Source organism: Desulfothermus okinawensis JCM 13304 (assembly GCF_054654515.1).
The window spans coordinates 1-21,185 of record NZ_BAAIEW010000015.1; the positions used below are offsets into that span (position 1 = coordinate 1).

17 protein-coding genes and 2 tRNA genes are annotated in these 21,185 nt (G+C 36.8%); 8 read left to right on the forward strand and 11 right to left on the reverse strand.

The window, feature by feature from the left end:
* Positions 1–158: 158 nt before the first annotated feature.
* From ACYQ0O_RS07100 to ACYQ0O_RS07110, 3 genes are all read left to right on the forward strand, one after another.
* Positions 159–1,403 (forward strand): HDOD domain-containing protein, encoded by a 1,245-nt coding sequence (locus ACYQ0O_RS07100; protein ID WP_459891742.1) that lies wholly within the window; start codon positions 159–161, stop codon positions 1,401–1,403.
* A gap of 119 nt (positions 1,404–1,522) precedes the next feature.
* A tRNA-Val gene (locus ACYQ0O_RS07105) sits at positions 1,523–1,595 on the forward strand.
* Between the two features lie 2 nt (positions 1,596–1,597).
* A tRNA-Asp gene (locus ACYQ0O_RS07110) sits at positions 1,598–1,672 on the forward strand.
* Between the two features lie 109 nt (positions 1,673–1,781).
* Here the strand turns inward: ACYQ0O_RS07110 and ACYQ0O_RS07115 are convergent.
* The 11 genes from ACYQ0O_RS07115 to ACYQ0O_RS07165 form a co-directional block, all read right to left on the reverse strand.
* Positions 1,782–5,009, reverse strand: coding sequence for an efflux RND transporter permease subunit (locus ACYQ0O_RS07115; protein WP_459891743.1), 3,228 nt, complete (start codon positions 5,007–5,009; stop codon positions 1,782–1,784).
* On the reverse strand, positions 5,002–6,153 hold the full coding sequence (locus tag ACYQ0O_RS07120) for an efflux RND transporter periplasmic adaptor subunit (protein WP_459891744.1): 1,152 nt from the start codon (positions 6,151–6,153) through the stop codon (positions 5,002–5,004). The genes ACYQ0O_RS07115 and ACYQ0O_RS07120 overlap by 8 nt, the downstream gene beginning before the upstream one ends.
* A 440-nt stretch (positions 6,154–6,593) precedes the next feature.
* Positions 6,594–7,775: a YeeE/YedE thiosulfate transporter family protein gene (locus ACYQ0O_RS07125; RefSeq protein ID WP_459891745.1), complete on the reverse strand. Its 1,182-nt coding sequence runs from the start codon at positions 7,773–7,775 to the stop codon at positions 6,594–6,596.
* Positions 7,776–7,841: 66 nt separating this feature from the next.
* Positions 7,842–9,593 carry a DUF3373 family protein gene (locus tag ACYQ0O_RS07130; RefSeq protein WP_459891746.1) on the reverse strand — a complete coding sequence of 584 codons (1,752 nt, stop codon included), beginning with the start codon at positions 9,591–9,593 and terminating at the stop codon, positions 7,842–7,844.
* A 12-nt stretch (positions 9,594–9,605) separates the two neighbouring features.
* Positions 9,606–9,944: a c-type cytochrome gene (locus ACYQ0O_RS07135; RefSeq protein ID WP_075069290.1), complete on the reverse strand. Its 339-nt coding sequence runs from the start codon at positions 9,942–9,944 to the stop codon at positions 9,606–9,608.
* 321 nt (positions 9,945–10,265) lie between these two features.
* A complete protein-coding gene (hcp, locus tag ACYQ0O_RS07140; protein WP_459891748.1) occupies positions 10,266–11,924 on the reverse strand; it encodes a hydroxylamine reductase in 1,659 nt (552 codons plus the stop codon).
* A gap of 33 nt (positions 11,925–11,957) precedes the next feature.
* Positions 11,958–12,686, reverse strand: coding sequence for an ATP-binding protein (locus ACYQ0O_RS07145; RefSeq protein ID WP_459891749.1), 729 nt, complete (start codon positions 12,684–12,686; stop codon positions 11,958–11,960).
* A 10-nt stretch (positions 12,687–12,696) separates the two neighbouring features.
* Positions 12,697–13,425 (reverse strand): HD domain-containing protein, encoded by a 729-nt coding sequence (locus tag ACYQ0O_RS07150; RefSeq protein ID WP_459891750.1) that lies wholly within the window; start codon positions 13,423–13,425, stop codon positions 12,697–12,699.
* 23 nt (positions 13,426–13,448) lie between these two features.
* Positions 13,449–13,646, reverse strand: coding sequence for a ferredoxin (locus ACYQ0O_RS07155; protein WP_075069291.1), 198 nt, complete (start codon positions 13,644–13,646; stop codon positions 13,449–13,451).
* A gap of 2 nt (positions 13,647–13,648) precedes the next feature.
* A complete protein-coding gene (locus tag ACYQ0O_RS07160) occupies positions 13,649–13,870 on the reverse strand; it encodes a hypothetical protein (protein WP_459891751.1) in 222 nt (73 codons plus the stop codon).
* Between the two features lie 336 nt (positions 13,871–14,206).
* A complete protein-coding gene (locus ACYQ0O_RS07165; RefSeq protein WP_459891752.1) occupies positions 14,207–16,288 on the reverse strand; it encodes an ASKHA domain-containing protein in 2,082 nt (693 codons plus the stop codon).
* Positions 16,289–16,564: 276 nt separating this feature from the next.
* Between ACYQ0O_RS07165 and ACYQ0O_RS07170 the strand changes: the two genes are divergently transcribed.
* Genes ACYQ0O_RS07170 through ACYQ0O_RS07190 form a run of 5 tightly spaced genes read left to right on the forward strand, consistent with a single transcriptional unit; the run spans position 16,565 to position 21,178 of the window.
* A complete protein-coding gene (locus ACYQ0O_RS07170) occupies positions 16,565–17,716 on the forward strand; it encodes an acyl-CoA dehydrogenase family protein (RefSeq protein ID WP_459891754.1) in 1,152 nt (383 codons plus the stop codon).
* Positions 17,717–17,731: 15 nt separating this feature from the next.
* Positions 17,732–18,784 carry an acyl-CoA dehydrogenase family protein gene (locus ACYQ0O_RS07175; protein WP_459891755.1) on the forward strand — a complete coding sequence of 351 codons (1,053 nt, stop codon included), beginning with the start codon at positions 17,732–17,734 and terminating at the stop codon, positions 18,782–18,784.
* A 23-nt stretch (positions 18,785–18,807) separates the two neighbouring features.
* Complete coding sequence (locus tag ACYQ0O_RS07180) at positions 18,808–19,482, forward strand: TetR/AcrR family transcriptional regulator (RefSeq protein WP_459891756.1); 675 nt, start codon at positions 18,808–18,810, stop codon at positions 19,480–19,482.
* Positions 19,472–20,020, forward strand: coding sequence for a PHP domain-containing protein (locus tag ACYQ0O_RS07185; protein ID WP_459891757.1), 549 nt, complete (start codon positions 19,472–19,474; stop codon positions 20,018–20,020). The genes ACYQ0O_RS07180 and ACYQ0O_RS07185 overlap by 11 nt, the downstream gene beginning before the upstream one ends.
* Positions 20,021–20,038: 18 nt before the next feature.
* Complete coding sequence (locus tag ACYQ0O_RS07190) at positions 20,039–21,178, forward strand: thiolase C-terminal domain-containing protein (protein WP_459891758.1); 1,140 nt, start codon at positions 20,039–20,041, stop codon at positions 21,176–21,178.
* The last annotated feature ends 7 nt before the right edge of the window (positions 21,179–21,185 follow it).

Genomic DNA, 21,185 nt, shown 5'->3' on the forward strand with positions numbered 1-21,185 from the left:
ATAATTTAAGTGCTGATAATTTGGGAGATATTGCATATGAGATGGAGATGTCTGCAAAACAAGGGAAAAAGGATTTATTAATGGGTATATTAATAAAGTTAGAAAATGAATTTGTTAGATTAAGGGAGTTTTATAATAAACTGAAAGGATAACCCTTTATGAAGGTGTTAATTGTAGAAGATGAATATGTAAGTAGAAAAAAATTAGAAAAGATTTTATCACCTTATTTTATGTGTGAAAGTACTACAACAGCTAATGAGGGATTAAATTTATATTTAACATCTTTAAAAAACAGATCTCCTTTTAAATTGATATTTTTAGATATCATACTTCCAGATGATAGTGGAGTAGATCTTTTAAAAAAGATAAGAGATACAGAAAAAGAGCTAGGACTAGAAGAAAATAGAAGATCAAAAATAATAATGACCACATCAAAATCAGATATTAATACTGTTAAAATGTGTATTAAATTGGGATGTAATGATTATATTGTTAAACCATTTAATAAAAACAAAATCTTAAAAAAGATAAGACATTATATATCACAAGAACAAAAATCAAAAAATGACAAAGAAGATATTATAAAGTATGTTGTAAAAAAGCTAAAAAAAGGTGAATTGTTTACCATTGGTTTTTCAAATGTGTGGATGGCTGTTCAGGATGCTATAACAAAGGGAAGTGATATCTCTACTATAGCTGAAATTATAAAACAAGATCCTGTTGTTACTTACAAAATTATTCATATATCAAATTCACCTATATATAAACCTATTAAAAAAATAACATCGTTAGAGGATGCACTCTTTAGAATAGGACTAGAGGAATCTTTAAATGTAATACATAATCTGTTCATGAAAGATATGATTTTTAGTAGCGAAAGTATATTTGATAGTTTTTTAGAAAAATATTTGCAACATTCAGTGGCTGTGGCTAATCTTTGTGAAATAATATGTGAGGTAATGGATATCCAACTGGATGAAGATCCTTATCTTTTGGGACTTTTTCACGATATTGGAAAATTAGTGTTTATAACAGCAGTGGATGATGTTATAAAGAAAAAAGATATAAAAGGGGAATTAAAAATTCAAGATATACAGATTCATATGCAAAATATACATTCTGAGCTAGGGGTAGCTTTATTGGCTTCCCATGGCTTTTCATATTCTTTTTTAAAAATAGCAAAGTTCCATAATTATTTAAAAGGATGTTCAAACATAACAAAAGATCTTTTAGTGGTGAGTTTGGCAAATGAAATTGCTAAACATAAAGGTTATAATATTTCTCTGTCTGAACCTGAAAAGCTTGAGAACTATTATCCTTATAAGATGCTGAACGTAAAATCCCATATGGATGTAATAGATGAGAAGTTTGAGGTTGCTATGGAGTCAGGGGTGATGATTTAATATTATATGGTACCCTTAAAATATCTTTTAAAAGAAGATATTTTTTTTGAAAAATATTAGTTATATTTTAAAAAAAAGTTGACAGGTAGTACAAAAATATATATAGTCCATTTCCGCTAGGGCGGATAGCTCAGTTGGGAGAGCATCGGCCTTACAAGCCGGGGGTCACAGGTTCGAGCCCTGTTCCGCCCATGGGAGCCGTAGTTCAGTTTGGTTAGAACGCCGGCCTGTCACGCCGGAGGTCGCGAGTTCGAGTCTCGTCGGCTCCGCTAAAGAGCCTCTACTGAAGCAGTAGAGGCTCTTTTTTATTTAAAGTTAAAACAAAAAGGCCATTGGGTTTATTAGGGCCAATAAATCCAATGGCCTTTTATTGGTTGGTTATTTTGTGTGGGTATGTTGAAATTCCCACCTTTTATCTAAATAATATAGGATTGGAACAGCCATTCTAGATATTAGCAGGGATGCAATTTCTCCAAACATAAGGGATATGGCAAGGCCCTGGAAGATTGGATCTAAGAGTATTACAGAGGCTGCAACTATAACTGCTGCTGCTGTAAGGAGCATTGGTCTAAATCTAACAGCTCCAGCGTCTATAACCGCTTTGTCTAAAGGATATCCCTCCTTTAATCTGAGTTCTATAAAATCCACAAGAATTATAGAATTTCTGACCACTATTCCTGCTCCAGCAATAAATCCAATCATGGAAGTTGCCGTAAAAAAGGCATGGAGCATTCCATGGGCAGGTAAGATACCAATTAGAGAAAAGGGAATTGCCGCCATTATGGTTAGAGGGGTAGTAAAGGATTTAAACCACCCAACTACCAGGATAAAGATAAGTACCAGGACAACTCCAAAGGCAATCCCAAGGTCCCTGAATACTTCATAGGTTACCTGCCACTCTCCATCCCATTTAAGGGAATATCTCCTGGAATTATCATCTGGTAATTTAGTAAATAGCTGTTTTATCTTATAGCCGTCTGGGAGTTTTATGTTGTTTATTTTGTTATACATATCCAGAATTGCATAAACAGGGCTTTCCTTTTCTCCTGCAACATCCCCTATCACATACACAACTGGTCTTAAATTTTTATGATAAATACTTATTTCTCTAGTGGTCTTTTTTGTGGTAACTAACTCTGATAAGGGAACCAATGAGCCATTAATCCCTCTAATTTTAACAGAGGTTAACCTATCAAGCTTTGACCTTTCACTAAATTTCATCCTCATAAAAAGACATACGTCTTCCAATTCATTTGGAAGGTGCAAAAGTCCCAATCTTTCACCCTTTAAGCACAACTCAAGGGCCTTATTAATCTTGTATGTGGGAATTCCATTGAGAGCTGACTTTGTCTTGTCTGGAATTATATCTATTTTAGGACTTTTTTCTTCCACATACCAGTCAACATCAACAACCCCTTTGGTGTGGTCAAATATGTCCCTGACTTTTTTGGCAATCTGAACCTGTGTCTTATAATCTGGGCCATATATTTCTGCCACTAAAGTAGATAAGACCGGTGGGCCTGGGGGCACTTCAACTACTTTTACCCGGGCTCCATATTTGTCTGCAATTTCTTTTAAATGGGGCCTCACCCTTTTGGCAATATCATGACTCTGGGCGTCTCTCTTGTGTTTGTTTACTAAATTTACCTGTATGTCCGCCACATTTGCACCACGTCTCAAATAATAGTGCCTTACCATACCGTTGAAATTAAAGGGAGCAGCAATACCAGAATATATTTCATAGTCCACTACCTCTGGTACAGTCTTTAAGTAATCCGCCATTTCCATTGCAACCCTGGTGGTGTCTTCTAAGGTGGCATTTTCAGGCATATCTAAAACTACCTGGAATTCACTTTTGTTGTCAAAAGGTAGCATCTTTACCTTAACCCAACCAAAATAGATGAGAGAACAGGAGAGAATAAGCAAAATAACAATGGACGTTAAAAATGACCAGGTATAAACCTTTTTGTGGATTAGTTCTCCCATTACCTTTCTGTAGATACGTATTGTTATATCCTCTTTTTTATGACCAGGGGTTCTATCTTTTTTTAAAAGCAGTAGTGATGCCCACGGTGTTACTATAAATGCAACCAACATGGAAAAAATCATGGCAGCAGTAGAACCTATTGGAATTGGCCTCATGTAAGGTCCCATGAGTCCCCTCACAAAGGCCATGGGAAGTATTGCAGCAATAACTGTTAGAGATGCTAAAATAGTTGGATTTCCTACTTCACTCACTGCATAGACTGCTATTTCTCTAAAACTCCTGTCTCTATTTTCTGGAAGACGATAGTGTCTTGCAATGTTTTCAACAACGACAATGGCGTCATCCACCAGTATTCCTATTGAAAAGATAAGGGCAAATAAGGTTATCCTGTTTAAGGTATATCCATGGAAATAAAAGGCAGCAATGGTTAGGGCAAGTGTAACAGGTATTGCAAATGCAACAATTCCAGATTCCCTAAATCCTAGTGCAAACCAGATAAGTAGAGTAACCGATATAACAGCAAGAAACATATGGAATAGAAGTTCATTGGATTTTTCTTTTGCAGTTTCACCATAATTCCTTGTTACAGTGACATTTACATCTTCTGGTATAACTTTTCCTTTTAAAGACTTAACTACTTCTAAAACATTTTTTACCACTACTATTGCATTGGAACCCTTTCTTTTTGCAATGGATAGGGTAACCGCCGGAAAGACTCCATCTTTTGTTTCTATATGGGATATACCTTTTTCTTTTGCAGCAGGTCCAGGCCCAAGGAACACATAGTTGTCAGGTTCTGCTGGACCATCTACTATATCTGCAACATCCTTCAAATAGATTGGCCTGTTCTTATATGCTCCCACTACAAGGTTTTCCACATCCTGCTTTGACTTAAAAAATCCATTTAAATGAATTAGGATTTCTCCATTTATTGAGGGGATCTCACCAGTATTTGAAGCAATGTTTGATGATGTAATCATTCTGGACAGGATTACTGGATCCAGATTATATGCAGCCAGCTTAGAAGGATCCAGGAGTATTTTTATCTGGCGTTTATATCCCCCAATTAATGTGGTGAGTGACACATTGTCTAATTTTTTTATTTCATCTTCTACCTGTGCAGCGATTCGCCTTAGGGTATAGTGGTCTTCTTTATCACTCCAAAATGTGAGGCACAAAATTGGTACATCGTCTATGTATCTCGGTTTAATTAAAGGAGGAGAGACGCCATATGGAATCCTATCATAGTTTGCCATGAGTTTTGATTGCAACCTGATAATTGATTTTTCTTCGTCTTCTCCAACATAAAATCTCACAACAGCCATTAGATATCCAGGATATGATGTGGTATAAACATATTCAACGCCAGGGATTTCCCACAGAAGCTTTTCCATTGGTTTAGCTGCTCGAACCTCCACCTCCTTTGCATCTGCTCCAGGCATTGCAACAAATATGTCTATCATTGGCACAATTATTTGGGGCTCTTCTTCCCTGGGTAGGGCAAAAAGGGTCAGGAGCCCAAGGAGCAGAGACGCAATAATAATTAAAGGGGTGAGTTTTGAATCTATAAAATAATCTGCAATCTTTCCAGCAATACCAAGGGACTTAGGATTATCCATAGATTACACCCCCTGCAGCTATCTTGTCTCCATGATTTATAGATGGCGTGGGCGAGACTACATATCTTTCTCCAGGTCTTACTCCAGATATAATCTCAACCATGTTGTTCATGATTCTTCCTGTCCTGATTACTCTGAAATTTATCTTTCCATTTTTATCCACAATATAGAGCCCTTGAATCTGACCGTGGGACACCACGGAAGATGTGGGAACAAGAATAGGGGTTATCTCTCTGGTTTTAATAAATACACTTGCAAACATACCAGGTTTTATAAAGTCAAAGCTTGGAATATTCAGCTTTACTTCATAAGATCTGGATATCTCGTTCCCAAGTGGGACAATGGTAGTTACAGTGGCTGGCACCATCTTTTTTAAGATCTCACTCTTTATGCGATCTCCAATTTTTATAAAATTTATATAGGCCTCTGGAACCTCACATTTTATCTGGTAATTGTTGTTATACTGAATTTCAAGAAGGGGTGAAGAGGGAGCTACACTATCGCCAATGTCAACAAATTTTTTTATTACAATGCCCTTAAAAGGAGCCCTTATCTTTGTATAACCAATATATATTTTTGCCTCTTCAACTTTGGCTTTTACCATTTTTAATTTTGCATAAAGGGCATCTACTTCTGATCTTGCTGCCATGTACATGGATTTTGCACTATTAAAATTCGCAAGCACCTCATCATATTTCTGCTTACTGACAACCCCTTTGTCCTTTAGTTTTTTAAACCTGTTGTAAGTCTTTTTTGCCAGTATAAAGTTGGATTTTGCAGCAGATAGTTTCTTTTTGGCAGAATCTATATGCCTTTTTATTTCTAAAGACGTTGCCTTTGCCTGTTTTAACCTTGCCCTATATAGACTATCATCAATATCTATTATAATATCACCTTTTTTTACATATTCTCCCTCTGTTACCTTAATATCCCTGACTTCACCTATTACTTTAGAAAATATTCTCGCCTTATCCAACGGGATAACAGAACCCGTTAATTTTACCTCTTCTCGTATTTTTAATGCTTTTATTGTGTCCACCTTCACGTTTTTAATAGTTTTTGAATGGGATTTGTAGGATATCTCTTCTTTGCTGCATCCTACAAAAATTAGACCAATAAGTATGAAAATAAAACTTTTTTTCATTTTGCCCTGCTCCTATTTTTTTAGCACTTTAACTTTATCTTTATGAGAATTTCAAGGTATTTATTTAGCTTTTAAAATAAAAACAATATCTCAAAAAAATAGATCTAAATCAATTATAGGATATTGTCTCGGGGTTTATATGTTGATAAATACTTAAAATTAGAATTTGCCAGATTGTGGATATTGGTTAATACTGGAAACTAGGTTAGTCAAGTACCTATGTGAGAATTAGAAGATAAAGGCCAAAACTTTGTTTATGGGTATTTTTAGCCCAAGTTTATCAAAACATGGGCTAATATCTATAAACTTTAATCGGAAATTTTCAGATGAGGTTTAATAATATTCTAAAAAAATCATATATTTTAATATATTACAGCTTTTTGTTTGAATTTCTGGATTAGGATTAGGAGGGAAGGGGGATTTTAAATCCCCCTATATTTTTAAAATACAACAAATTTGTCTGTTTCTTCATTCCATTTTAAAAGGATTATTATAAATACAAAAACAAGGATGAACAATACAAAGGCAATGGGCCATCCAAGGATATTTGGGGCAAAAATTCCATGTCCCAGGATCTTTTTGAGACCATATTTTTTAATTAGCATTCCAGTTGGGGAGTTTGATAGGGTAAATCCCACAAATGCCAGCCAGAGCTTTATATGTCCTTCTCCCATCCTCCACAGGGTACCGCTTGCACATCCACCAGCTAGGAGCATGCCAAAACCAAAGATCATTCCACCAATAAGTGCTCCAAAATATGGATGATAAACACCAGCTTCTGGTGGCTGAATATATGCCCATTTTATTACCACACTGGCTCCAACATATAACATAAGGCTGATCATAACACCCTTCATCATGGTACCGTCGCCAGTCATAAAAGGTTCTCTAAAGGCGTTGGCAAAACAAAATCTACCCCTGTGCATGACCATTCCAATCAAAAATCCAAAGAAAAGAAGCCCTCCCATCTGGGTCTTGTTAAATTTTGAATAGATAAAAAATGCAATTATCACTAGAGCTGTCACCAGATATCCAAAAAATGGTTTGATTTTATCAAAATTGGCATCTTTTGCACCTGTAGCACCAGTTCCACCAACTTCAATGTGTTCCATTTCCCATAAAAGGTATTTTAGACCAATATATGCGCCTGTAAAAAGCCCAATCATCATAAGGAAACCACTTAAATCTAGCATTCCCAGAGCAGAATAAAAGGCTCCAACATTACATCCAGCAGACAGGGCAGCACCTATTCCCATAAGGGCACCGCCAACTATGCCCTTTAAATACTCCCATTTAGGTGCAGGATTTATTTTAAACTGTTTGCTAAATAGGGCAGACGCCAGGGCACCTAAAACAAGACCAATGTTAGATACACTCATGCCATTTTCCAAAGGAGATTTTTGTGGTGCTTTATCATACAGGCCAATTAGATAATAAAGCCAGTCACCCCAGTTTCTGTATCCACCAGCAATACCCCATGTATGCCACCACAAAAAGATCATAATGGCGAGAAATGCCAGCAGGATTCCAGAGAGCCACGCAGGCCATTTTTTGCCAAAAATAAAGGAGTATCCCTGTTTTATCTCTTGGGCAGCAAAACTAAGAAATCCATTTTCAGCCATTTGTTAGTTCTCCTTAAAAGTGAAGTTAGTTTTAAAAAAGGCGACCTTTGAGGTCGCCTTTTATTTTTAGAATTTGTACACAACAGATAGGTAATATTGTTGCATATATTTTATGACTGGAAACAGGGCGTCCATACCTGTGATCTTGTCTATGTCAACTGGTTCACCTAAAGGATTTCCACTTCCTGAATACTCATATTTATAGAATTGGGCACCTGCTTTGATATAGAAGTTATTGTTTACCAAGGATTTTATAAAATAAGGCTCCCATACATGTCCCCTGGTAGCAATCTTGGATGCAACCAGGTTGTCCTCAGCACCAGTAAATGGGAACCAATATTTTGATCCATAGTTGTATTCAAAGCCCAGTTTTAGGCCATAGTCATCTAAGTTGTACCTAACACCACCATAAAATGCCCATCCATCTCTATCTTCTAACTTTCCATTGGACGAGAGCAAGCTGTATCCAAGCATTTCATATAGTGGTATTTTAGATACCCTTTTTGCCTCGGTATGACTCCAGGATCCAGACAAGAACAGGTCTAAGGCCCCGTCTAACATATTGGTTTGAACAAGCAAGGTGGAAGCCTGCCATTTTCCAATGTCAGTTTGTGGTTCAACCCTGTCCACAAAAAGGCCTGTGTTTTGCTCAAAATGGTACTTGCCCTGTGAATCTTTAGAAACAATAAAAGGCATTACAGTTAGACCAGTAAACCCATCTGAAATCTCCGGTGCATATGCATAGTTCACCATTACTTTTAAGTCCATGTTCAGTGGATCAACCCAACCGTTGTACAATGTGGCAATGAAGCCAAAGAGATCTACATCATCTAAATCAGGCTGACTCACAAAGGCACTTGTTGTTCCATATTGACTTTCAAAACCAGAACCATAACAGAGTTTAAAGGCAAGACCAGGTATTCCAGTGAGGTCTTCAAAGTTAAATCCCAAAGATGCCCCATCAAACTCCCAGTTGATAATAGTTGCAAGGGGTGATCCTCCTACATCAGGGAGGTTTTCTTTGTATTCAAATGGAGGACCTTCTGTAGATGGTCTCCTGCCAAGGGAAAAGTGCCATTTTATTTTATGGAATTCATTGTGATATACAAAATAGGCCCTCTCCAGTTTTACATCATCTCCATGTGGATTTGATGACTCAGTCCCGTCTAAAGTAATATCGTGCATTCCAGCACTATTTACATTTATACCAACACTATCTCCCCACACTTTGTAAACTGCCATTCTTCCAGCAAATCTCAAGTGTTTGTTAACTTCAGAGTCCATTCTAAGTCTGAACCTGAGGGTCCTAACAATGTCATTGTCAACATCTATTTTGTCTGCCTTGGGTACCATACCTGCCTGTTTCATACCCTGAAACATCTGCTGGATCTGGGGAAGCGTGGCGCCATTTAAACCACCTGCAAAGGGGTTAGCGGGATTATAATCTTTAAAGAACAGACTTGTTAAGGAGCTTGGGGCTGCATACACATCATCCATGTGTATTGACCAGAATTTGGGCTCAAGCTCTACACTGAGTCTTACTTTGTCAGAAGCTGCATGTTTAATTGCCTTGGAGACCCTGCTAGCTAAACTATCTACCTTTTTATTGGCCATTTTTTGCTGTTTTTCATTTTGTTCTAATTTTTGCTGGGTCTCCATTAGTTTTTGTTGAAGGAGCATCATCTGTTTTTGGAGCTCATTTAACTGGGATTTTAGCTCCTCAGTCTGCTTTATAAGGTCCTGTGTATTTGCCCCTGCATGGGCATAGGTGAAAAATAAGAGGAAAATAGATAACAATATAAATGTTTTTTTTACCATTTACTACCTCCATTAGCCACAGGTTGCTGGTTGTGGGGAATCATAGGCATGTTCATGTAAGTAACTGAATATGTCATTTAGATCTTTGTGTTTTAACTTATTCCACTCATCCTTGCATTTTAGGTTTTCATAATGGGCAAACACCTCTTCCCATTCAGCCATTGTTTTTGAGCTTGGTGACAATGTTTTTGCTGAAGATCCATCGTGACATTTTCTGCAGTACTTCCTGTAGAGATACTTACCCTTCCTCTGGTTTCCATTGGGGGTAAAAGACCCTCCTCCAAAAACAGGCGACAATACAAAACCTAAAAAACCAAAACAAATCAAAGCCATTAACAAAAATTTTCTCATAACCATACCTCCTTAAAGTTTTTAATAATGTGTAACGTTAACCTTATTGCCTATTATTTTTTATTTTGTCAATCTCAATTATTGGAAGCCAATCTAACCCGAGTTTATCAAGATGATAAACTCGGGTTAATGCAGAAATTTGAATTAAAAACCATAACATAAAGGAGTTTTTAATTTTTTGGGTATATTAAAATATTAATCCAAGTTTTGACAAACCTGGGTTAGGAATTCAAACAGGGAAAAAGTAGGAGATTAATAGATGAGAATTTGAAAAAGGCCCGGATAAAAATTGTCCGGGCCCATGGAATTTAACTTGGCCTATTATTTACCCTGCATCATTGCTTCTATATCTTCTTTCACATCTCCAATGGGTTTTAGGTCAAATTTTTCAACTAGGATTTTTGCAACATTTGGTGACAAAAATCCTGGTAGGGTTGGGCCAACCCTCATTCCCTTAAATCCCAGATAGAGTAGTGCCAGAAATACGGTTATAGCCTTTTGTTCATACCATCCAATATCAAAGGATATTGGCAGGTCATTTATATCATCAACACCAAAAACTTCCTTTAGTTTAAGGGCAATTACTGCCAGAGAATAGCTGTCATTACACTGCCCCGCATCAAGTATCCTGGGAATCCCACCAATATCCCCGAGATCCAGCTTGATATATCTATATTTGGCGCATCCAGCTGTTAAGATAACAGTGTCTTTTGGCAGATTTTTGGCAACTTCTGTGAAATATTCCCTCTTTTTCTGCCTTCCATCACATCCAGCCATAACAATAAATCTCTTAATAGCACCTGATTTTACAGCATCAACTACTTTGTCAGCAAGTGCCAGGACCTGATTTCTGGCAAATCCACCAACTATTTTCTTGTCTTCTAGTGGGGTTGGTGGTGGACAGGATTTTGCCCTTTCAATTACCTTTGAAAAGTCCTTGGTCCCGCCCTTTGGTCTGTCATCAATGTGGGTTGCTCCTGGATAATTAACAACCCCTGTTGTGAACAATCTGTCCAGATAGTTTCCCCTAACAGGTATGAGGCAATTTGTTGTTAAGATAATAGGTCCATTAAAGGATTCAAATTCCTTATTCTGGTGCCACCATGAGCTTCCATAGTTCCCAACAAAGTGGTCGTATTTTTTAAATGCAGGATAATAATGGGCAGGGAGCATCTCTCCGTGGGTATATACATCAATGCCTGTCCCCTTTGTTTGTTCTAGGAGCTCTTCTAAGTCCTTTAAGTCGTGGCCGCTAATTAAGATTCCTGGATTGTTTCTAACACCTAGGTATACCTCACTAATTTCAGGATGACCATAAGTTGATGTGTTTGCCTCATCAAGTAATGCCATGACCTTAACACCATATTCTCCTGTCTTTAAAACCAGATTTAAGAGCTCATCTGCAGACAAATCTTCTGTCATTGCTGCCATTGCCTCAAAAATAAAGTTATATATGTCTTTGTCTTCAAATCCCAAAAGTGCAGCATGGTCAGCATAGGCACAAATTCCCTTGACTCCAAAGCATATGGTCTGTTTTAAAGACCTGAGATCTTCATTTTCAAATCTCAGCCAGCCTGCTTCTTTGGCCTTTTCATAAAAGTCCTTTGGATTTGAGCTTGTCCATGTTGCTGCATCGTCTAAAGGCTCACTGAATTCCTTTCCATATTTGTTCTTGTATGCAGCAAGAAATCTTTCCTTTACATCTTCTCTTACTTTAAGGGCCCTGTTTATCCATTCTTCAAATTTTGCATTATCCCAGCCCACATTAGTAATAGTGCTAAACATTGCTTCACAAACAAATCTCCCTACACTACTGTCCACCTCCTCTATTTCTTTAAGTTTATTGGCATAAATGGATATGCCTTCTACAAGATAGATGAGTAGGTCCTGTAGGTTGGCAAGGTCTTCTTTTTTTCCACATACACCAACCTTGGTACATCCCTGGTTTTTTGCGGTTTCCTGACATTGGTTACAAAACATAGTACACTCCTTTTTTGTTTTTTAGTTTGTTTATTATTTGATTAGAGTATCAACAATATTACCTTCTGGATTTATTACTGTCTGTTTAATTGTTATACTTTTTCCGCTCTTTTCTATCCCCTTTTTTACAATTGATGGCAGGGCAGAACAACATGGTACAGTCATAATGAGCACTTCAACTGAATTTATGTTGTTATTAGAGAAAATCTGAGTAAATTTTTCCACATATTCATCTCTATCATCGAATTTAGGGCATCCTATCATGATGACCCTTCCTGGTAGCATATCTGCGTGGAGATTTGGGTAGGCCACAGCTACACAGTCAGCCACAACCAGGAGGTCTGCATTTTGTAAGAAAGGTGCATGTGGGGGAACTAACTTTATCTGGACTGGCCAGTGGGAAAGGGCAGATTTTACCTTTTCTCCTCTATTTTGTTGCTTATCACCCTTGGATAAAATTTGCACCTGATTAGATGGGCATCCACACGCCAATTTTTCATCCTGCTTGTCCTTATTTTTTGAACTCAAATATTCTTCCACAGCCTCTTCGTCAAAATCCTCTGCTTCCCGCTCTATTAGCCTTATTGCATCGTTGGGGCATTCACCAAGGCAGGCGCCAAGTCCATCACAATATTTTTCAGCAACAAGTTTTGCCTTGCCATCTATTATCTGTATAGCCCCTTCTTCACATGCAGGCACACATTGCCCACAACCATCACACTTTTCTTCATCAACTTCTATGATCTTTCTAAGTACTTTCATAGATTACTCCTTAGTCTAATAATACCTTTTTTGCCAGTTTTTTTCCAGTTTCAGTTAAAAATCTTTTATCTATAATTTCTTTTATTTTTTCTGGACTTATTTCCTGTTTTTTTATCTTTTCTTCTAAATTCACGATAGTATCAGCATCATATACACACTTAAAATTTATTGTATCGTCTTCCCTTGGATGATGATGGTGTGCTATTATATCACAAACCTCGGATATAAGTGCATCATCTGCCCCTAATCTCTTTAAAATTTCCTCAGCAATACCAGGCCCTAATTCTTCCTGATATATGGCAGCTGAAGAGTTATATTTTTTTTCGGCTTCAATAATACCTATATCGTGGAGATATGCAGCAATTAAAACAACCCCCATGTCCGCTCCTTCTTCCCGTGCAATTTGTTCAGCATATCTGGCAACTTTTATAGCATGTCCAATTCTCTTGAAATCTTGTCCAAATTTACGTTTCATCTCAATTGCAACTCTGTCCTTTAACATATTCTTTCGCTGTGCCAGAAGTTCTGGTGGAAGATTTCCAAGACACTGCTCAGCATACTGGCAATATGCAGCGCATCCAAAATCCATTTTGGGATTTAAGAATTTGTGTCCACAGTGGGGACATTTTCTCATGGTATCGTCTTTAAAAAACTCCACATCTTCACCACAATTGGGACATTTTACCTCAAACACCGCTGACTTATCCCAAAATTGAGTATCCTGACCTGGACATTTCATTTTGTTTTCTCCCCTTATAAATATCATTCAGCGTTAAAACTAATACAACCTGCAGGACAGCTGTCAACAGCTTCCTGGATTACATCATCATCACACCCTTCCACCTGTTTTACATATGCCTTTTGTTCTGCCTCATTAAATCCAAAGATTTCTGGACAGATTTCAACACAACTTTCACATCCAAGGCATTCATCCTTATCTATATGGATTTCTCTGGCCATTATTAACCTCCAACATTCCTTGTTTTATTTAAGTTATTTTTTATCTTAAAGGCACAATCTCTAATAACCCCACAAAGAACCAAAAAGTCATTTTGATTAAATTCCTTAATTCCCTTGTTGGATAACTCCAGCATCTCATTAACTAACATCTCCACTTTATTTAAATATTCCAAGATGAACTGATAATCTGAATCTTTTTCTTTCATAAAATATTTTCCGATCATATGGGGTTAAATTAATTTTATATTACAAAAGCAACTAACATGCCATCTAATGCCTTTGTACAATAAACCGGGAAAAATCGCCTGATGTCATAAATTTTTCATGGAGAATTAAAATATTTTTGGATAATTTTGAAGCATATGCTTGTAGCGGCGATTATTATGATACATTTAAATGAGACATTTATTAAAAAAATTTTTATTTTCAATTAATTATTGAAAGTAGCAAATGTGTCTCATTATTGTAAATGAGACAATATATGGGAAAATGGGATTTGTGCCCAGGTCTTGAACTCAAACCAAAGAAGACCTGGGCATATTAGAATGTAGGGAGGGAAATTATAATTTCACACTTGGGAAGTCTTTCATCTCAGTATGGGGTAAAAATAGGGCTGAGGTGAATTCCTCCATAAATTCATTGTTGTCGCTAAAGTCAATATAGGTCATTGAATTACAGATATCTTTTGCCTGTTTTCGGGCATCTTTTGATAACAGACACATATACGCCCCTGCAATTGAACTATTTCCAACGTATTTAAATTTTGACCTATCAATATCAGGTAGAAGTCCAATGGTAATTGCCCTGTCTATATCTAAATGTTCTCCAAAACCGCCTGCAATTAATAGCTGGTCTAAATCGTTAAAGGTGAGTCCTGCCTGTTTTAATAACACCCTGAATCCTGCGTATATGGCACCCTTGCTTCTGATTAGATTGCTTATATCAGATTCTGTAAACACGATGTCTTGCTCAAGCTCCGTCTCTTTATTGGCAAATGCCAGGATATATTGTTTTTCCCCTTTTTCTTCTTTTATTCTTGGATGGGTAGTATCTAAGTTAAATTTTCCATTTTGCTGAATTATTTTATTTTTTAACATCTCAGCCATTAGGTCTATCATACCAGATCCACATATACCCCTTGGTTTTACATCTCCAACTACCTTTAGTTCAGGCTCCAGTGTATCAGAATTTATTTTTACCTTTTCAATTGCTCCAATCTCTGCCCTCATACCAAATCTAATACCTCCACCTTCAAAGGCAGGACCTGCTGAACAGGAGGCTGTGAGTAACCAATCTTTATTTCCCAGTACAATTTCTCCATTTGTCCCAACATCAACAAATAAGGTGAGTTTGTCCTCTTTGTGGATATTGCAATAGAGTACGCCAGATACAATATCTCCTCCAACATAACTGGCAGGACCAGGCATCACATAGACTGCTGCAAAGGGGTTGGTCCTAAGGCCAAGTTCCATTGCCTTAAATATTGGATATTGGCTGGCAGTGGGTATATATGGTTTTCTCCTGATATATCTTGGCTCAATTCCTAAAAAAAGATGGGTCATGGTGGTGTTTCCTGATACCACCACATTTTTTATCTCCCTGGGATCTGCACCAGTGGTATTTAAGATTTCATTTATAAGTCCGTTGATGGTTGATTTTGCCATCTTGCTGAGCTTTTTTACACCGTCTTTTTCAGCGCACACAATTCTGTTTATTACATCATCACCACATGCTGCCTGTTTATTGTGATCTCCCAATGCTCCAAGGATTTCTCCATTTGACATATCCACTAGATATACAACTATTGTGGTTGTGCCCAGATCAACTGCAATTCCCAGATGTCTCTCCTCCACATGTCCTGGCCTTACAGCAACTATTTCATTTGAACAGTCCCTGCTAATTATGGATGTTGTAATGTGGAAATTTTCAGCCCTCATTACGTTTGCCAAATCTTGAATCACCTTTAAACTTTCATTCATTCTACTTGTATCGTATCCTAATTTTTTAAGACCTCTAAATAACCTGTCTAAGTCACTTACTGTGTCCTCCAAAGTGGGGGGATCTAAGCGGAGTTCCACTTCATGGTGGATTGGCTCTATTGCGTCAACAAGGCCTTTTAGTTTTTCAGTGGCCTCTTTGCCCTGACCTGCGCAAACCATTTGCCTCTCTAATGTTTCAGGTGGAATCTCAACTTCCATGTCTTCAACAACTGTTGTCTGACAAGCAAGCACATAACCCATTTGTTTTTCTTTTTCTGTGAGCAGAACCGTTGGATTTGTCTCTACCTTGCCTTTTTTTATAATTAATTTGCACTTTCCACATGCGCCTGCCCCATTACAGGAGGCATTTAACCTTATTCCCGCCTCCCTTGCTGCGTCTAAAAGGTTCATCCCTGCATCAACAGATACTTCTTTTTTATCAGGTAAAAATACCACTTTAACTTTTTTTGATCCTTCCTCCTCTTTTTGTTCCCTTTCTCTTTTTTTTCTTTCTTTGTAAATAAACCAGATGGGACACGAGGACCTAAATTTACAATAGAGCTCAGGATCCTGGCACGTAAGACATTCATCACACAAATACACATTGTGCTTCATACACAAATAATTGGTCTCCCTGTCTGGATGATTTATACACCTTCCCATAGCCACCTCCTTAACCTCTAAGAGGTTATATTTTTTTGAGTTAATGTTAATATGTTAACATTAAAAATTAACAGTGAAATTGATTAGCTATTAAATATCAATAATTTTAATCTTTTGTAAAAAACGAAACAAAGAATTTTAAATCCAGGAGAGTAGCGAGCAAATACAAGGCCAAAAAAATTTAATTGACAAAAATTTTTATTTTTTGTTTTATTGAATATAATTCAATAGTAGAATAGAGTTCAATAAAAATATCGCTGAAAAAAAGGAGGGGGCATGGATTTTAGCCTAACAAAAGAGCAGAGGATGTTTAAAAGGGAAGTTATTAATTTTGCAAAAAAGGAGATTGTGCCAAGGGTTAGGGAGTTTGAAAAAAAAGAGGAGTTTGATTTTGAATCCTTTAGAAAATTAGGGGAGTTTGGGATCTTAGGGCTTCATTTTCCAGAGGAGCTAGGTGGGGGTGGTGCAGATGTGGTGACCACTGTGGTTGCTGCTGAGGCACTAGGGGAAGCTGGAGTTGATGGTGGTCTGACCCTGTCCTATGGAGCACATACCTTTTTGTGTGCTGACACAATATTTAGGCATGGTACAAGGAAACAGATTGAAAAATATCTCCCAAAATTGATCACTGGCGAGTTAATTGGTTGTATGGGGCTCTCTGAGCCCAATGCAGGGTCTGATGTTGCATCAATGACCACAACAGCAATAAAAAAGGGAGATAAATATATTTTAAACGGAAATAAGATGTGGATTACCAATGGACCAATTGCAGATGTTGCAGTTGTATATGCCAAAACTGATCCTGAAAAAAGGCATGAGGGGATTTCTGCCTTTATAGTGGAAAAAGGGACCCCTGGTTTTGCTGCTGGACCTCCCATTGAAAAAATGGGGGTTAGGACATCTCAGACCTCTGAGCTCATATTTAACAACTGTGAGATCCCTGAAGAAAATTTGCTTGGCAAGGAAGGAAATGGATTTTTTATGTCACTTGAGACTGTTGAGTGGGATAGAAGTGCCCTGCTTGCCCCATTTATAGGTGCAACAAAATATATCTTAGATAGGTGCATAGATTATGCAAAAAAAAGGATCCAATTTGGCAGGCCCATAGGTAAATTTCAGGCAATAAAGCACAAGATTGCAGATATTAAGATATTTTATGAAACAGCAAGGCTACTAGCCTATAGGATAGCATGGTGCAAGGACCAGGGCCGTCCTTTAAACCATCTTGAGGCTGCAGTGGCAAAGCTATATGTGGGAGATTATAGCCTTGGACCCACAAATGATGCCATGGTGCTCCATGGTGGCAATGGATATACCCATGAGTTTGATATTGAAAGGGTATTTAGAGATGGAAGATTGGCACCAATAGGAGGTGGTACCTCTGATATACAGAAGATGATAATATCCAAGATCATTGCAACCATGTAAAAGATGGAGGGGGAGATGTATTTTGATTTTAACGAACAGGAAAAAATTCAAATAAAAAATATATGTGCAAAAATTGATTCTTTAAATTTAGAGGGCGCACCATCACTAAATAAAGATATTTTAAAAGACTTAATAAATGAGTTTTCAAAAGCAGGATATTTTAGTTGTGAAGGACCAACCTTAAATGCAGTTAGGTCTAAATTATCTGAAAAAAAATTTCCTTTGTATTTTATTTTTGAAATTGGTATAAGATTTTTAAATAATTTTAAAAAAGACTTAAAATCATACAATATTCCATTATTAAATACAATTGGTTATATTGAAAAAAATAATAATTTTCATTTAGAAAATATAAATACAGAACTAACTGAATCTAATGGAGAATTTTTAATAAATGGAGAAAAAAGATATGTTCCATTTCTAGATTTATGTGAATCAGTATTTGTTTTGGCAAAAAAAGAGAATACACCTTGTTTGTGTTTGATAAAAAAAGATGATCTAGACTATGAGATGATCAATAATGAGTTTGTTGAAGGGATAAATTTTTTTAATATAAAATTAAAAAATATAAAAGTTCCAAAAGAACATGTTTTTTTATATAACAATAAAGATGGATTTCTGGATATATTTTTTTATGAGTTAAATAAAATTGCAATATCTGGTGCCATGGGACTTATGAATGCTGCATTCAATGAAGCTGTATGTTTTGCAAAGACACACAAGAATAACAACAAACCAGTTATTCACTATCAAGAGGTGGGCTTTAAGCTTGCTGAGATGAAGACCCTATTAGATGCCTCTTACCTCATCTCATCAAAGACTAATTCAATCAAAAAAATAGATAAAGAAGCAATAGAAACAGCACTAGTTGCAAAGGTTTTTTGCTTAGAATCACTTGAAAAAATATCAAGTGGAGCAATTTCAATCCTATCAATTCATGGATTTTTCAATGAAAGCTACGCCCCCAAGGCATATGTGTTATCAAAGTTCTTGCAGGTCCTTGGTAAATCAACAGAGGTTTCAAGGGTAGATCTTGGAGACCTACTTCTTGGATATAAGCGTTTTTAATTCCTACTCAAAAAGGAGATGTTATGCTAGATAGTGAGTTAGATATTGAAATGAAAGACCTCTCACCAGCAGAGAAAAGAAGACTTAGGGAAAAGAGGCATAGATATGAGACAATATTATCTGCAGCAATGAAGTTTTTTTGTGAAAAAGGTTATAATAAAACAACTATAGAAGACATTGCCAATAAGGCAGAAGTGTCTGTTGGCACAGTATATTTTTATTTTAAAAATAAAGAAGATATAATGATAAAGTTAATAGATGAGAGTGGTAAGATACTCAGGCGTGCTTTAGGAGAGGAATTTAAAAAAAAGGAAGGCACCATTGAAGGATTTTTGAATGCAGGACGGGTGTTCTTTTATGACCTATGTAAAAAACATCCTGACACTATTTTAATATTAATGAGGGAATCTGTAGGACAAACCCCTGATATTGAAAAAAAGAGACAAGAGTTATTTAATAAACTCATAAAAGATTTAATGAAGGCACTGGATAAAATTAAACAAAGATATGATATTGAATACAAATCAGATATGTCTGTTGAAGTGATAGCAACTATAGTGATGGGTCTCTTTGAAAAAATATCTTACCACTTTATAATCAATAATGGAAAAAATATGGAGTTAATTGGAGAAGACGTAATAGACTTTATTTATGGTGGTATAAAAAATCTCACTATTGGAGACTTTAATGATAATTAGGGGAGCACTTCATGTTCATACACTGTGTTCTGATGGAGAGATGGATTTATTTGAGGCAATAGATATATATGCATCAAAGGGTTTTGATTTTATTGCATTTACTGATCACGATTTTATTATGAAAAATGGCTGTTATAAGGTCCTTGATGAAGTAAAACCAGAAATTTTGGTATTTAAAGGCATTGAAAAGACCATATTTGTAAATGGTTATGTCCATGTAAATGAAATATATGGTGACAAGGAAGTATTGAGAATTTTCAACCATCCAATGGACATAGCTTTTGATTTAAAGGGGGTATTGGAAAAAATTGAGCTTGTTAAAAAGATAATTAACATTGACGCAATAGAGGTAACTTCCAGGGGATTTTATACCAAAGAAATAGATATTCCTGATATTCCATATCCTAAGGTGGCAACAGATGATGCCCATAATATAAGAATGTGTGGCAGGGCATGGATTGAGATGGATGCGCCTTTGGATAAGGATGTTATAATCAAAAAGATTAAGGCTGGGGATTTTTGGAATTGTTTTTTGTAAAAAAATAGGGGGATGTAGATGAAAAGGGTTGGTATTTGTGCATTTGCCCAGACCACTGTGGAGTCAAATAAGTGGGATCAGCGATTTCAGGAAATGGCGTGGGAGGTGGTAGAGAAGCTCCTTGATGAGACTTCTTTAGATTTTTCTGACAATGGGATTGAAATAATAATAAGTGTATCAGATGATGTGTTTGATGCAAGGACCATATCTGATAATGCAATGACTGATGTACTGGGCGCCCATTTTAGGTGTGAGGAAAAGGTGTCTCAAGAAGGGCTTCAGGCCCTCTATTATGCATGTAGTGTTATAAACTCAGGGATTGCTGATGTGGTCATGGTGGTGGGGCATTGTAAGGAGTCCCAAGCAAAGTCGAGAAACATGGTGACACACATGGCCTTTGATCCATTTTATGAGAGGCCTGTTGGTATGGATTTCTTAATTGCTGCAGGTATGCAGGCACAGATGTTAAGGGATAAGGTAAATATTGGTGATGAAGAGCTGGCAGAAATAGTTGTCAGGGCAAAGGATAGGGGGGCTAAAAATATCTTTTATCCTGAAGTGACTAAGGTAACAAAAGAGGAGGTAATTGCCTCTGAATATTTGTGTAAGCCAATTAGAAAACTCCATGCATATCCTGTTTCTGATGCTGCAGTTGGTTTTATTTTGGCATCTAAAAAAAGGGCAAAGGAAATAACAAAAAATCCTGTTTGGATAGATGGAGTTGGGTGTTCCATGAACTCATATTTCCCCCAAAATGGTGACCTACTAGATTTGACAACTTTAAGAGATGCTTTAGATAGGGTACTTTTTCGAGCAAATTTAAAATCAACTCACGAAATAGACCTTTTTGAGTTGTCAGATCAATATGCCTATCAGCTGCCCCTTTGGGCAAGTGGTCTTGGGCTGTGCAATTTAGAAGATATTAGCTCATTTGTAAAAAATGGAGGTATTGATGAGAAAAACATAAATCCATCAGGTGGGATGTTAATAGGATCTCCCCTAATACTAGGTGGCCTATTTCGCACCATTGAGGCAGTAAAACAGCTAGAAAACATATCTGAAAATCAGGTAAAGGATCCAAAAAGGGCATTGGTGCACAGCTCAATGGGACCAGCTGGTCAGTTTCATTCAATATTAGTTTTATCTAGGGATAATTGAAGGAGGG

Excerpts from the sequence above, each read along its gene's own strand:
- ACYQ0O_RS07100 (WP_459891742.1), top strand. The coding sequence starts at position 159 with ATGAAGGTGTTAATTGTAGAAGATGAATATGTAAGTAGAAAAAAATTA.
- ACYQ0O_RS07115 (WP_459891743.1), bottom strand. The coding sequence starts at position 5,009 with ATGGATAATCCTAAGTCCCTTGGTATTGCTGGAAAGATTGCAGATTAT.
- ACYQ0O_RS07120 (WP_459891744.1), bottom strand. The coding sequence starts at position 6,153 with ATGAAAAAAAGTTTTATTTTCATACTTATTGGTCTAATTTTTGTAGGA.
- ACYQ0O_RS07125 (WP_459891745.1), bottom strand. The coding sequence starts at position 7,775 with ATGGCTGAAAATGGATTTCTTAGTTTTGCTGCCCAAGAGATAAAACAG.
- ACYQ0O_RS07130 (WP_459891746.1), bottom strand. The coding sequence starts at position 9,593 with ATGGTAAAAAAAACATTTATATTGTTATCTATTTTCCTCTTATTTTTC.
- ACYQ0O_RS07135 (WP_075069290.1), bottom strand. The coding sequence starts at position 9,944 with ATGAGAAAATTTTTGTTAATGGCTTTGATTTGTTTTGGTTTTTTAGGT.
- hcp (WP_459891748.1), bottom strand. The coding sequence starts at position 11,924 with ATGTTTTGTAACCAATGTCAGGAAACCGCAAAAAACCAGGGATGTACC.
- ACYQ0O_RS07145 (WP_459891749.1), bottom strand. The coding sequence starts at position 12,686 with ATGAAAGTACTTAGAAAGATCATAGAAGTTGATGAAGAAAAGTGTGAT.
- ACYQ0O_RS07150 (WP_459891750.1), bottom strand. The coding sequence starts at position 13,425 with ATGAAATGTCCAGGTCAGGATACTCAATTTTGGGATAAGTCAGCGGTG.
- ACYQ0O_RS07155 (WP_075069291.1), bottom strand. The coding sequence starts at position 13,646 with ATGGCCAGAGAAATCCATATAGATAAGGATGAATGCCTTGGATGTGAA.
- ACYQ0O_RS07160 (WP_459891751.1), bottom strand. The coding sequence starts at position 13,870 with ATGATCGGAAAATATTTTATGAAAGAAAAAGATTCAGATTATCAGTTC.
- ACYQ0O_RS07165 (WP_459891752.1), bottom strand. The coding sequence starts at position 16,288 with ATGGGAAGGTGTATAAATCATCCAGACAGGGAGACCAATTATTTGTGT.
- ACYQ0O_RS07170 (WP_459891754.1), top strand. The coding sequence starts at position 16,565 with ATGGATTTTAGCCTAACAAAAGAGCAGAGGATGTTTAAAAGGGAAGTT.
- ACYQ0O_RS07175 (WP_459891755.1), top strand. The coding sequence starts at position 17,732 with ATGTATTTTGATTTTAACGAACAGGAAAAAATTCAAATAAAAAATATA.
- ACYQ0O_RS07180 (WP_459891756.1), top strand. The coding sequence starts at position 18,808 with ATGCTAGATAGTGAGTTAGATATTGAAATGAAAGACCTCTCACCAGCA.
- ACYQ0O_RS07185 (WP_459891757.1), top strand. The coding sequence starts at position 19,472 with ATGATAATTAGGGGAGCACTTCATGTTCATACACTGTGTTCTGATGGA.
- ACYQ0O_RS07190 (WP_459891758.1), top strand. The coding sequence starts at position 20,039 with ATGAAAAGGGTTGGTATTTGTGCATTTGCCCAGACCACTGTGGAGTCA.